The following is a 13,793-nucleotide window of genomic DNA, read 5'->3' as shown; positions in this document are numbered from 1 at the left end:
TGGTAAGAAAAACTCCAGAAAGTCTTTATAAGTGTTAAAAACGCACTAAAATCTCAATTTTTTTGCGAAAAGATTTGGTGGAATGAAAAATAGTTAGTACTTTTGCACTCGCTTTTGAGAAATATGCTTTCTCTTAGCGATTAAAGAAAGAGTTCTTTGAAAGATTTTATATAAACAGACAAGTAGTACAAGAAGCGGTTAACTTCTTAGAAATAAGAAAGTTGACTGGGTAAAAAGAAACGAACCGTCAAGCAATTGACAAGTCAGGTTTACTAAGCTTCAATAAACGAAAAGGATATTCGTCCTAAGTACAGACAACAAACAAACCAAGCCGCAAGGCTAGGTAAAAATGATATTTTACAATGGAGAGTTTGATCCTGGCTCAGGATGAACGCTAGCTACAGGCTTAACACATGCAAGTCGAGGGGAAACGACATCGAAAGCTTGCTTTTGATGGGCGTCGACCGGCGCACGGGTGAGTAACGCGTATCCAACCTGCCCACCACTTGGGGATAACCTTGCGAAAGTAAGACTAATACCCAATGACGTCTCTAGAAGACATCTGAAAGGGATTAAAGATTTATCGGTGATGGATGGGGATGCGTCTGATTAGCTTGTTGGCGGGGTAACGGCCCACCAAGGCTACGATCAGTAGGGGTTCTGAGAGGAAGGTCCCCCACATTGGAACTGAGACACGGTCCAAACTCCTACGGGAGGCAGCAGTGAGGAATATTGGTCAATGGACGAGAGTCTGAACCAGCCAAGTAGCGTGCAGGATGACGGCCCTATGGGTTGTAAACTGCTTTTATAAGGGAATAAAGTGAGTCTCGTGAGACTTTTTGCATGTACCTTATGAATAAGGACCGGCTAATTCCGTGCCAGCAGCCGCGGTAATACGGAAGGTCCGGGCGTTATCCGGATTTATTGGGTTTAAAGGGAGCGTAGGCCGGAGATTAAGCGTGTTGTGAAATGTAGACGCTCAACGTCTGCACTGCAGCGCGAACTGGTTTCCTTGAGTACGCACAAAGTGGGCGGAATTCGTGGTGTAGCGGTGAAATGCTTAGATATCACGAAGAACTCCGATTGCGAAGGCAGCTCACTGGAGCGCAACTGACGCTGAAGCTCGAAAGTGCGGGTATCGAACAGGATTAGATACCCTGGTAGTCCGCACGGTAAACGATGGATGCCCGCTGTTGGTCTGAATAGGTCAGCGGCCAAGCGAAAGCATTAAGCATCCCACCTGGGGAGTACGCCGGCAACGGTGAAACTCAAAGGAATTGACGGGGGCCCGCACAAGCGGAGGAACATGTGGTTTAATTCGATGATACGCGAGGAACCTTACCCGGGCTTGAATTGCAGAGGAAGGATTTGGAGACAATGACGCCCTTCGGGGCCTCTGTGAAGGTGCTGCATGGTTGTCGTCAGCTCGTGCCGTGAGGTGTCGGCTTAAGTGCCATAACGAGCGCAACCCCTCTCCTTAGTTGCCATCAGGTCAAGCTGGGCACTCTGGGGATACTGCCACCGTAAGGTGTGAGGAAGGTGGGGATGACGTCAAATCAGCACGGCCCTTACGTCCGGGGCTACACACGTGTTACAATGGCAGGTACAGAGAGATGGTGTTCTGCAAAGCGCATCTAATCCTTAAAGCCTGTCTCAGTTCGGACTGGGGTCTGCAACCCGACCCCACGAAGCTGGATTCGCTAGTAATCGCGCATCAGCCATGGCGCGGTGAATACGTTCCCGGGCCTTGTACACACCGCCCGTCAAGCCATGAAAGCCGGGGGCGCCTAAAGTCCGTGACCGTAAGGAGCGGCCTAGGGCGAAACTGGTAATTGGGGCTAAGTCGTAACAAGGTAGCCGTACCGGAAGGTGCGGCTGGAACACCTCCTTTCTGGAGAGACGAATTTCCTATGAAGATATAGGAACAGGATTTAAAAGTTCGCTTCTCTTCTTGTACGCACCATCTGTTTCATAAAATACAGGAGACTGGGATTCCTTATACATTATATAATATATAGGGATGGCTCAAGCAAAATGGTTCAACTCCACAATCTCCACTCCAAAGGAAAAGGTTGGTATGAAGTATTTTACTTTTTTGCCTTTTTACCCTTTTACCTTTAAAAGATCTTTGACATATTGACACAAGCAAAACTGTAAGTAATGAACTTTAGTTCAGACTAAAGTAAATCAAATCGCAAGATGAGATTTCACTTTGTTAGAATACAGCTGAAAGTATGAGCTACTTATTCGCTGTCAGTTATCTGATAGCAAATACAGTCGTAAAGAAAGTAAGAAAGGGCGTATGGCGGATGCCTAGGCTCACGGAGGCGATGAAGGACGTGATAAGCTGCGATAAGCTTCGGGTAGGTGCAAATAACCCTTGATCCGAAGATTTCCGAATGGGACAACCTAGCCGTCTGAAGGACGGTTACTCTTACCAGTGTAAGAGAGCTAACGCAGGGAACTGAAACATCTTAGTACCTGCAGGAAGAGAAAATAAATGAATGATTCCCCCAGTAGTGGCGAGCGAACGGGGAACAGCCCAAACCGTTGACGTCGCAAGGCGCCAGCGGGGTTGTAGGACCGCGACATTGTACTGAAATGGTGAGTGGAAGTATCTGGAAAGTTACATCACAGAAGGTGATAATCCTGTACACGAAGCTAGATTAGACATAGCGGTATCCTGAGTAACGCGGGACACGAGGAATCCTGCGCGAATCTGCCGGGACCATCCGGTAAGGCTAAATACTCCCGTGAGACCGATAGCGAACGAGTACTGTGAAGGAAAGGTGAAAAGAACCCCGAGCAGGGGAGTGAAATAGTTCCTGAAACCATACGCCTACAAGCGGTCGGAGCATCGTAAGATGTGACGGCGTGCCTTTTGCATAATGATCCTACGAGTTACCGTCACTGGCGAGGTTGAGTGTCACGAGACACGTAGCCGCAGTGAAAGCGAGCCTGAAGAGGGCGCATAGTCAGTGGGGGTAGACGCGAAACCAAGTGATCTACACTTGGCCAGGATGAAGTCCCGGTAACACGGGATGGAGGTCCGCACCAATAAGCGTTGAAAAGCTTCTGGATGAGCCGAGTGTAGGAGTGAAAGGCCAATCAAACTTGGAGATAGCTCGTACTCCCCGAAAGGCATTTAGGTGCCGCGTCGGATGGTCACCGTGAGAGGTAGAGCGACCGATAGGACAAGAGGGCTTCACCGCCTATCGAGTCCTGACGAACTCCGAATGCTCACGGTCTGCAGTCCGGCAGTAAGGGGGCGGGTGCTAAGGTCCGTCCCCGAGAGGAGAAGAATCCAGACCGCCGTCTAAGGTCCCGGAGTTCTGCCTGAGTTAGTCTAACGAAGTCTGGTCCCTATGACAGCTAGGATGTTGGCTTGGAAGCAGCCATTCATTCAAAGAGTGCGTAACAGCTCACTAGTCGAGGGTCCGGGCATGGATAATAATCGGGTATAAGGCAGACACCGAAGGCGCGGGATAGCAATTTTAAAAGTATCGGTAGGGGAGCATACTCACAGCGTCGAATGGTGTACGTAAGTTATCCTGGAGCGGTGAGTAAAGCAAATGTAGGAATAAGTAACGATAAGGAGGGTTAGATTCCCTCCCGCTGTAAGACCAAGGTTTCCCGGGCAATGCCAATCAGCCCGGGGTCAGTCGGGTCCTAAGTCTAAGCCGAACGGCGATGGCGATGGCAGAGACGGTTAATATTCCGTCACTGCCGCATGGGGCGATGTGGAGACGGAGCAGTGAAACCACCGCGGGGCGACGGAAGTCCCCGTTGAAGAGTGTAGGCGTTGAGGATGGCAGGCAAATCCACCATCCGAGCTGAACTTGACAGTACGGAGTCCTCTTCGGAGGAATCTGATAGTGTGGGTAATCATACTCCCGAGAAAATCCGCTAAGCTTAACCCATGCGGCACCCGTACCGCAAACGGACACACGTGGTCGGGTAGAACATACTAAGGCGTTGAGAGATTCATGGTTAAGGAACTAGGCAAATTGACCCTGTAACTTCGGGATAAAGGGTCCTCGTGATGAGCGAGGCGCAGAGAATAGGTCCAGGCAACTGTTTAACAAAAACACAGGGCTGTGCAAACTCGAAAGATGACGTATACAGCCTGACACCTGCCCGGTGCCGGAAGGTTAAGAGGAGATGTCACTAGCAATAGGAAGCATTGAATTGAAGCCCCGGTAAACGGCGGCCGTAACTATAACGGTCCTAAGGTAGCGAAATTCCTTGTCGGGTAAGTTCCGACCTGCACGAATGGTGTAATGATCCGGACGCTGTCTCAACCATGAGCTCAGTGAAATTGTAGTATCGGTGAAGATGCCGATTACCCGCGATGGGACGAAAAGACCCCGTGAACCTTTACTACAGCTTAGCATTGACCTTGGTCATCCGATGTGTAGGATAGGCCGGAGGCTTTGAAGCGGGAGCGCCAGCTTTCGTGGAGCCATCCTTGAAATACGGCCCTTTGGCTGTCTGAGGTCTAACGCGCAGATGCGCGGACACTGCTTGGTGGGTAGTTTGACTGGGGTGGTCGCCTCCAAAAGCGTAACGGAGGCTTCCAAAGGTGCCCTCGGGTCGATTGGTAACCGACCTCAAAGAGTGCAATGGCATAAGGGCGCTTGACTGGGAGGCAGACATGCCGAGCAGGCAGGAAACTGGGGCATAGTGATCCGGCGGATGTGTATGGAAACTCCGTCGCTCAAAGGATAAAAGGTACTCCGGGGATAACAGGCTGATCCCCCCCAAGAGCTCATATCGACGGGGTGGTTTGGCACCTCGATGTCGGCTCGTCACATCCTGGGGCTGGAGAAGGTCCCAAGGGTTGGGCTGTTCGCCCATTAAAGTGGCACGCGAGCTGGGTTCAGAACGTCGTGAGACAGTTCGGTCTCTATCTATCGTGGGCGTGGGAGTTTTGAGTGGTGCCGTCACTAGTACGAGAGGACCGTGATGGACAGACCTCCGGTTTACCAGTTGTGCCGCCAGGCGCACCGCTGGGTATCTGAGTCTGGATTGGATAAGCGCTGAAAGCATCTAAGTGCGAAGCCAGCCGCAAGATGAGAACTCCATTGAGGGTCGTCAAAGACGATGACGTTGATAGGATGCAGGTGTAAAGACAGTGATGTCAAAGCCGAGCATTACTAATTGCCCGAACACTTTCTTTATTATAGTTCATAGTTTCAACTGTATGTACAGTCTGAATGGTGCTGAAAGTTGTAATTCAACATTCAACAATCAACATTCAACATTACTTATACGTTTGCTTGTGTGCAAATACGTCATAACCCATTATCAGGTGGTTATTGCGGTGAGGTCCCACCTCTTCCCATTCCGAACAGAGAAGTTAAGCTCACTTGCGCCGATGGTACTGCAATGCAATGCGGGAGAGTAGGTAGCCGCCTCCTTTCAATTTCAGAAGCCTCGATTACGAAAGTAGTCGGGGCTTTTCTGTTTAATAACACTGGCTATTTAGTATAATTACCCTTGCTATATAATAACCCCTCGCTATTTACCATAATAGTGAGGGGTATTTCTGCGATATTCTGAGTGTTTTGTCTACTGCTTGTTGGTGAATTTCAGTTTTTTAGGAATCTTCACCCATTTCCGGTTTCGGGCAATTTTCAGGTTACTTCCTTCTTTCTGCTGCAACTCGTAACTACCATCGGGCAAGGCTATGAGGTCGGCAGTAAGATCTTCGCTCCCGTAATCATTGATAATGGATAGATGAGCGGTCTTTCCTTCTATGTCAGCATCTGTAATCAGCCATTTGCGACTATCACGTCTGTCACCGAAATATCCGGGCATTTCACCGAACAGTTCCTGTCCTGGAACCTTGAGGTTCTTATGGTAGAAGTCTATATTCATATAGACATCATACTCTTTGTTTGTAATCTTCCCCTTGAATAGGGTGCTGTCTGTTTGTGCCATACTAGATATACTAATTAGGCATAATAATGTTGCTAAAATCTTTCTTTTCATCTCATTTTTCAATTAACTGCGACAAAGTTATTCATTTAAATCAAGAAAACTGCATTTTTTTTAGGATTTTAATAAGATTAATTCGTTTTTTTGCAAATATTTATCTATCTTTGCGGTGTTTATTGATAATTATATATGGAAAAGAAAAGATTATTTCCAGATTACATATTTGAGTCTAGTTGGGAAGTGTGTAATAAAGTTGGTGGTATCTACACCGTTCTTTCAACTCGAGCTAAGACTCTTACGGAAAGGTTAAAGGATCAACTAATCTTCATTGGTCCTGATTGCTGGGGAGACAAGGTGAATCCTTATTTCTCTCAAGATGATACGCTTTATGCGGCGTGGAAAACAGAAGCTCTGAAAGAGGGCTTAAAGGTTAAAGTAGGTAGATGGAATATACCGGGAGAGCCAGTAGCTGTTTTGGTAGATTTCAATCCTTACTATGCTGTTAAAGACCAGATCTATGGACAACTATGGCAGGACTATCAGGTTGATAGTCTTCATGCTTATGGTGACTATGACGAAGCATCGATGTTCTCTTATGCTGCCGCTCTGGTAGTAGAGAGTTTCTACAAACATGTCGTTGGAAAAGGCAAGAAAGTTATCTATCATGGAAATGAATGGATGACAGGACTTGGTGTGCTCTATGTGAACAAGCATCTTCCTGAGGTGGCTACTGTGTTCACCACGCATGCTACAAGTATCGGTCGTAGTATTGCCGGTAATAATAAGCCTCTTTACGATTATCTTTTTGCCTATAATGGTGATCAGATGGCGCAGGAACTCAATATGCAAAGCAAGCATTCTATAGAAAAGCAGACTGCTAAGTATGTTGATTGTTTCACAACAGTGAGTGATATTACTGCCAACGAGTGCAAGGAATTGCTCGATAAACCGGTAGATTTCGTTTTGCCTAACGGATTTGACAATAGTTTTGTACCTAAAGCAAGTACCTTTACAAAGAAACGTAAGGAGGCAAGAAAGCGTTTGCTCGATGTAGCCAATGCTTTGATGGGTACAGATTTGGATGATGATACGCTCATCGTTTCTACCAGCGGACGCTACGAGTTCCGCAACAAGGGTATCGATGTCTATATTGAGGCTATGAACCGCTTGCTTCGTGACAACAATTTGAAGAAGAATGTATTGGCATTCATTGATGTACCTGGTTGGGTAGGAGATCCACGTCAGGATCTGTTGGATCGTCTGAATAGCGGTAAGAAGTTTGACACGCCATTGGAGGTTCCGGAGATTACCCATTGGTTGCATAATATGAGTCATGATAATGTATTGGGTATGCTGAAGTACTTCAACATGCATAATAATAAGGAAGATAAGGTGAAACTGATATTCTTACCTTGCTACTTGACAGGCGATGATGGCATTATCAACAAGAGCTACTATGATGTAGTGTTGGGTAATGACCTCTGTATCTATCCTTCTTATTATGAGCCATGGGGATATACTCCATTGGAGGCTGTTGCGTTCAAGGTGCCTTGTATCACCACCGATTTGGCTGGTTTCGGTCTTTGGGCTAACTCAGAGAAGGGAAATTACAGTGAGATAGAGGATGGTGTGAAGGTTATCAAGCGTACCGACTATAATTATTCTGAGGTAGCTGATGCTATCAAGGATACCGTAGCTAAGTACTCGGGATTCACCAAGACACAGGTGAACAAGTGTCGTAAAAATGCTGAGATTCTTTCAGAAAAAGCATTGTGGAAACACTTTATCGAGTATTACTATGATGCTTATGACTTTGCCCTGCGCAAGGCTGAAGTTCGTATGAAGAAATAATAATCTCTCTCTTGATGGCGTAAGCCATAAAACAAATATTTGGATTCTGCAAGAATCACTATGTTTGCAAGATAGAAAATATACATCTTAAAAATAAAACACAATGAAAATTAAGGCAGACTATGCTAATGCTCCTCAATGGAAGGAGACATCCATTAAATCAAGCCTTCCTAAGGAGTTGAAGTGCTTGGATGAAATCGCTCACAATATGTGGTGGGCATGGAATTATGAAGGTCGTGACTTGTTCAAGAGTCTTGATCCAGACTTGTACGAGAAGTGTAATGCTAACCCTGTATTGCTCTTGGAACGTTTGAGCTACGACCGCAAGGAGGCTATTGTTAAGGATAAGGAGACAATGGCTAAGGTGAAGAACGTCTATAAGATGTTCCGTGCGTACATGGATGTGAAGCCTAATGCTAAGCGCCCTTCAGTTGCTTACTTCTGCATGGAGTATGGTATTAACCAGGTGGTTAAAATCTACTCTGGTGGTCTTGGTATGCTTGCTGGTGACTACTTGAAGGAGGCTTCTGACAGCAACGTGAATATGTGTGCTGTTGGTTTCCTCTACAGATATGGTTACTTCAAGCAGTCTTTGAGCATGGATGGTCAGCAGATTGCTAACTATGACGCTCAGAACTTCAACTCTCTCCCTATCGAGCGAGTATATGATGAGAATGGTAACCCATTGGTAGTTGATGTGCCTTACACGAACTATCAGGTACATGCATACGTATGGCAGATGAATGTAGGTCGTATCAAGTTGTATCTCCTGGATACAGATAATGATATGAACTCAGAGTTCGACCGTCCTATCACTCACTCTCTCTACGGTGGTGACTGGGAGAACCGTTTGAAGCAGGAGATTCTGCTCGGTATCGGTGGTATGCTTGCATTGAAGAAGATGGGTATCAAGAAGGATATCTATCACTGCAATGAGGGTCATGCAGCTCTCTGCAACTTGCAGCGTCTCTGCGACTACATCGAGGAGGATGGCTTGAACTTCAACCAGGCACTCGAATTGGTTCGCGCTTCTTCTCTCTATACTGTTCATACTCCAGTGCCAGCTGGTCATGACTACTTCGACGAGGCTCTCTTCGGCAAGTACATGGGTGGCTATCCACAGCGTCTTGGTATCTCTTGGGATGAGTTCATCGGTATGGGTCGTGAAAATGCAGATGATCACAACGAGCGTTTCTGCCTCTCTACATTCGCATGCAACACTTGCCAGGAGGTTAATGGTGTAAGTAAGCTTCACGGTTGGGTAAGCCAGCAGATGTTCGCTAATATCTGGAAGGGTTACTTCCCAGAGGAAAACCACGTAGGTTATGTAACCAATGGTGTTCACTTCCCAACTTGGACAGCAACAGAGTGGCGTAAGCTCTACGATACATATTTCGACAAGAACTTCATGAACGACCAGAGCAACGAGGAAATCTGGCATGCCATCTACAATGTTTCAGATGCAGAAATCTGGAATACCCGTATGGCATTGAAGAAGAAGCTCGTAGCTTATATCCGTGAGAAGTTCACCCAGACATGGTTGAAGAACCAGGGTGATCCTGCTCGTGTAGTATCTTTGCTCGAGCGTATCAACCCTAACGCTTTGATGATTGGTTTCTGCCGTCGTTTCGCTACATACAAGCGTGCTCACCTGCTCTTCACCGACTTGGATCGCTTGTCTAAGATCGTTAACGATCCTGAGCACCCAGTATTGTTCTTCTTCTCAGGTAAGGCTCACCCAGCTGATGGTGCAGGTCAGGGCTTGATCAAGCGAATCTTCGAGATTAGCCAGCGTCCAGAGTTCCTCGGCAAGATTATCTTCTTGGAGGACTACGATATGACTTTGGCTCGCCGTCTGGTTTCAGGTGTTGATATCTGGATGAATACTCCTACACGTCCATTGGAGGCTTCTGGTACATCTGGCGAGAAGGCTGAGATGAATGGTGTTGTCAACCTCTCTGTACTTGATGGTTGGTGGGTAGAAGGTTACCGCGAGGGTGCTGGTTGGGCTCTTCCTGAGAAGCGTACATACCAGAACCAGGGTTACCAGGATCAGCTTGATGCTGCTACTATCTACAACCTCTTGGAGAACGACATCATCCCTATGTATTACAACAAGAATAAGGAAGGCTTCAGCAAGGAGTGGATCCAGGTAGTAAAGAACTCTATTGCTACTATCGCTCCTCACTATACAATGAAGCGCCAGTTGGATGACTACTATGATAAGTTCTACAATAAGCAGGCTGCCCGCTTCAAGAAGTTGAGCGCTAACGACAATGCACTTGCTAAGGAGATTGCACTCTGGAAGGAGAGCGTTGCAGAGCGTTGGGATGGTATCCACGTCGTATCTAAGGACGACTGCATGCTGATGGCTGCAGAGACTGGTCAGAAGATCAAGGTTCAGTATGTTATCGATGAGCAGGGCTTGAACGATGCTGTTGGCTTGGAACTTGTTGTATTGAAGGAGCAGCCAGAGGATGGCAAGCAGATTTATGCTGTTTATCCATTCAAGATGGTTGGTCACGAGGGTAACAACTTTACATTCGAGGCTGAGATTGAGCCAATCAATGCTGGTTCATTCAAGACAGGCGTACGTATGTATCCTAAGAATGATAAGTTGCCACACCGTCAGGACTTCTGCTACGTGAAGTGGTTGAACTAATATAATAGCGACATTGTCACATTATAAATATATGAATCCTGTATCTCTTTTGGGGATACAGGATTTTTTTGTTTGAAATCGAACAATGAACAGTGTTATTGTAGTTGTGAAAAGTGAATTGTGAAAAGTGAATGTAGATTAGAAACAGGGGAAGAATGGAATCATAAAAAAGGAGTCTTCCTTTTTAAAAAGAAAGACTCCTTGTAAACTTGTATGATGATATTTCCTTATACCAGATACTGGGAAGAGATACTCTCGTTATCCTCAACACGGCGAATGGTTTCTGCAAACATATCTGCAATAGAAATCTGCTTAACCTTTGCGCAACGCTTGGTGTAAGGGATGGAATCAGTGAATACTATCTCCTCAAGAGCTGAATCCTGAACACGCTCAGATGCAGGACCACTCATCACGCAGTGAGATGCACATGCACGAACAGTCTTTGCACCAGCCTGCTTCATGATGTCGGCAGCCTTCGTGATAGTACCGGCTGTATCGACCATATCATCAATGATGACAACATTCTTGTCTTTTACATCACCGATGATCTGCATGCTTGCTACTACATTGGCGCGAGCACGGGTCTTGTTGCAGAGCACGAGAGGGCAGCCGAAGTACTTAGCATAAGTGTTGGCACGCTTAGAACCACCAACGTCTGGAGAAGCAATGACCATATCCTTGAGGCGTAAGCTCTGCAGGTATGGCAAAATAACGCCAGATGCATAGAGGTGATCTACAGGAACATCAAAGAAGCCCTGAATCTGGTCGGCATGGAGATCCATGGTGATGAGGCGGTCGATACCGGCAACGCTGAGCAAGTCGGCTACCAACTTAGCGCCGATGCTGACACGTGGTTTGTCCTTACGATCCTGACGAGCCCATCCGAAGTATGGAACAACAGCAATAATATTGCGGGCAGAAGCACGCTTTGCTGCGTCAATCATCAGGAGCAACTCCATCAAGTTGTCTGAATTAGGGAATGTGCTCTGTACGAGGAATACATCGCGTCCGCGGATAGACTCCTCGAAAGATACGCCAAATTCACCATCAGAGAACTTGGTTACAACCAAATTACCCAGTGGGCAACCTAAACTAGCGCAGATTTTTTCTGCAAGGTATCTCGAGTTAGTACCAGAGAATACCAAAAAAGAGTTCTTGTCACTCATTTCTATTAGTGTTTATGTGTATTAATAGTTATTTTTATCTATTTTCATGTAGGGGGATGAATCTTTTTTCGGGAACCTCAGTATTAGCTGATAGCCTTTCTCAATTTCTCGAAGTGAAGAATCAACTCTTTGAAATCGCGCTCGTTGTGAATGTCGAAACGGTTCCAGAGATCTCCACAGATTACTACTCCTCCAAATCCGAGTTCCTTGGCAATCTTGAGATTTTCCAGACTCATGCCTCCCAAGGCGTATACCTTCTTGTCTATGAGTCCTGCCTTGGCTGCATTCTCAAGCTGCTGCAGATTGAAGGAAGACCTTTCATCTTTAAACTCAATACAGTCGAAGATGTTTTTCAGAAACACATAGTTTGATTTCTTCTTCATCTCTTTCAGCATCGAGAGATCTGTGCAGGTGCGACTGAACTTGCCTTTGTATCCATCCGGTACCGGTGCTAGCGGATCGTCTATATGGATTCCTGCTAAATCATACTCCTGTTTGAGGTAATAATGATCATGAACAGTAATCTTGCGAAGATAGTCTTCAGGCAGTAACGTGAGCAGTCGCTCAGCATACATTGGTGACGAACCTGGCTTGAAAAGATGCAGGTTGTCCATGCCCTCGTCGAACAGCGAGGATAGTATTTTATCTTCTTCCACAAAGAATGTGGACTTGGTCATTATCGCTAATTTCATCGTCAAAATGATTTTTATGATGCAAAAGTATTAAAAAAAACGCAAACTAGCAATTATATTCGGAATAAAAAGCTATCTTTGCACCATAAAATTAATATTTATCAAGTTATGCAAGTAAATTTAGCAAATTTTAATGAGATTCATCGACCAATTTACGTTTTAGAGGAAGAACATTTGCGACACAATCTGTCGCTCATCAAGAGTGTGGCTGAGCGTGCCGATATGGAAATTATTCTAGCTTTTAAGGCTTATGCTCTTTGGAAGACATTTCCGATTTTCAGAGAGTATATTTCTTCGACCACGGCCAGCTCTCTTAGCGAGGCAAAACTGGCGTATCATGAATTCGGCAGTAAGGCGCATACTTTTTCGCCGGCTTATACCGATTATGAGATTGATGAGATAGCTCAATGCTCAAGCCACCTTACTTTCAACTCGCTTACGCAATATGAGCGATATCATGAACGGGTTCGTAGGGCAAATTCTGACATCAGACTGGGATTGAGAGTAAATCCTGAATATTCTGAAGTCGGAACATTGCTGTATAATCCGTGTGCACCTGGAACCCGATTCGGTGTATCGGCAGATAAATTGCCTCAAACTTTGCCTTCAGATATAGAAGGATTCCATTGTCATTGTCACTGTGAGAGTGGGGCGGATGTCTTTGAACGTACGTTAGCTCATATCGAAGAGAAATTCTCTCCTTGGTTTCCGCAGCTGAAATGGATCAATTTCGGTGGAGGTCATCTGATGACCAGGAAGGATTATGATGTGGAACACCTTATTAATATAATAAAGGGATTTCATCAGCGTTATCCTCATCTTAAAATTATCATGGAACCTGGTAGTGCCTTTGGGTGGCAGACCGGGCCGCTTGTAACTCAAGTAGTAGATGTGGTTGAAGATAAAGGTATCAGGACAGCTATCATAAATGCCAGTTTTACCTGTCATATGCCCGACTGTCTGGAGATGCCGTATATGCCAGCTGTCAGAAATGCAGAAACCCTGGAGGTTGATGATCCGACGAAGGCTCCTGAGGGCGCACATATATATAGAATAGGTGGCAACAGTTGTCTGAGTGGAGATTTTATGGGCTTTTGGAAATTTGACCATGAATTGCAAATAGGCGAGAATGTTATTTTTGAAGATATGCTGCATTACACTACGGTAAAGACAAATACCTTTAATGGAATCACTCATCCATCAATAGGAATCGTACATTTAGATGGAAAATTGGAAACTCTAAGAGATTTCAGCTACGAAGATTATCGCAGTAGGATGGATTAGTATAATTTCCATTTTCCCGATTTTTCTGCCGGATGAGTTTAAAAATCGGCAAAATAAGGCTTAAAATGTGTGTTTTGCTCACTAAAAAGGGCAAAATGCACATTTTTTTTCAAAAAAATCGAAGAAAAGTTTGGTAATTCAGAAAAAAGTAGTACCTTTGCACTCGCATTCAGAGGAACGCTCCTAAGTAATAGGAAA

At 45.6% G+C, this 13,793-nt stretch carries 6 protein-coding genes and 3 rRNA genes; 6 read left to right on the top strand and 3 right to left on the bottom strand.

Features of this window, described 5'->3' with window-relative positions; genetic code table 11:
* Positions 1-359 precede the first annotated feature (359 nt).
* The 3 genes from FO447_RS06380 to rrf all read left to right on the top strand — a co-directional run bounded on the left by FO447_RS06380 (position 360) and on the right by rrf (position 5,420).
* Positions 360-1,891 (top strand): 16S ribosomal RNA (locus FO447_RS06380).
* Between the two features lie 391 nt (positions 1,892-2,282).
* Positions 2,283-5,180: ribosomal RNA gene (locus FO447_RS06375) — 23S ribosomal RNA — on the top strand.
* Between the two features lie 127 nt (positions 5,181-5,307).
* Positions 5,308-5,420 (top strand): 5S ribosomal RNA (gene rrf, locus FO447_RS06370).
* The 16S, 23S and 5S rRNA genes sit together here, the layout of an rRNA operon.
* 151 nt (positions 5,421-5,571) lie before the next feature.
* On the opposite strand, the gene FO447_RS06365 is transcribed toward rrf, so the two are convergent.
* Entirely contained in the window at positions 5,572-5,943 is a 372-nt protein-coding gene (locus tag FO447_RS06365; protein WP_437182709.1) for a hypothetical protein, read from the bottom strand.
* Positions 5,944-6,129: 186 nt separating this feature from the next.
* Between FO447_RS06365 and FO447_RS06360 the strand changes: the two genes are divergently transcribed.
* Both FO447_RS06360 and glgP read left to right on the top strand, forming a co-directional pair.
* Positions 6,130-7,791 (top strand): glycogen/starch synthase, encoded by a 1,662-nt coding sequence (locus tag FO447_RS06360; protein ID WP_200758133.1) that lies wholly within the window; start codon positions 6,130-6,132, stop codon positions 7,789-7,791.
* Between the two features lie 103 nt (positions 7,792-7,894).
* A complete protein-coding gene (gene glgP, locus FO447_RS06355; RefSeq protein ID WP_200758132.1) occupies positions 7,895-10,453 on the top strand; it encodes an alpha-glucan family phosphorylase in 2,559 nt (852 codons plus the stop codon).
* 227 nt (positions 10,454-10,680) lie between these two features.
* Here glgP and FO447_RS06350 read toward each other — a convergent pair whose 3' ends face one another.
* Together FO447_RS06350 and FO447_RS06345 are read right to left on the bottom strand one after the other, a co-directional pair.
* The gene (locus FO447_RS06350; RefSeq protein ID WP_006849494.1) at positions 10,681-11,619 is read right to left on the bottom strand and encodes a ribose-phosphate pyrophosphokinase; all 939 of its coding nucleotides are present in this window, start codon (positions 11,617-11,619) and stop codon (positions 10,681-10,683) included.
* Positions 11,620-11,702: 83 nt separating this feature from the next.
* Positions 11,703-12,311, bottom strand: a complete 609-nt coding sequence (locus FO447_RS06345) for a thiamine phosphate synthase (RefSeq protein WP_118065971.1) — start codon at positions 12,309-12,311, stop codon at positions 11,703-11,705.
* Between the two features lie 108 nt (positions 12,312-12,419).
* Here FO447_RS06345 and nspC point away from each other — a divergent pair, with 108 nt between their 5' ends.
* Positions 12,420-13,595 carry a carboxynorspermidine decarboxylase gene (gene nspC / locus FO447_RS06340; RefSeq protein ID WP_200758130.1) on the top strand — a complete coding sequence of 392 codons (1,176 nt, stop codon included), beginning with the start codon at positions 12,420-12,422 and terminating at the stop codon, positions 13,593-13,595.
* Positions 13,596-13,793 lie beyond the last annotated feature (198 nt).

The sequence above is a fragment of the Segatella copri genome, from assembly GCF_015074785.1.
In the GTDB taxonomy this organism is placed as follows: domain Bacteria; phylum Bacteroidota; class Bacteroidia; order Bacteroidales; family Bacteroidaceae; genus Prevotella.
This window is presented reverse-complemented; position numbering and strand designations above follow the sequence as displayed.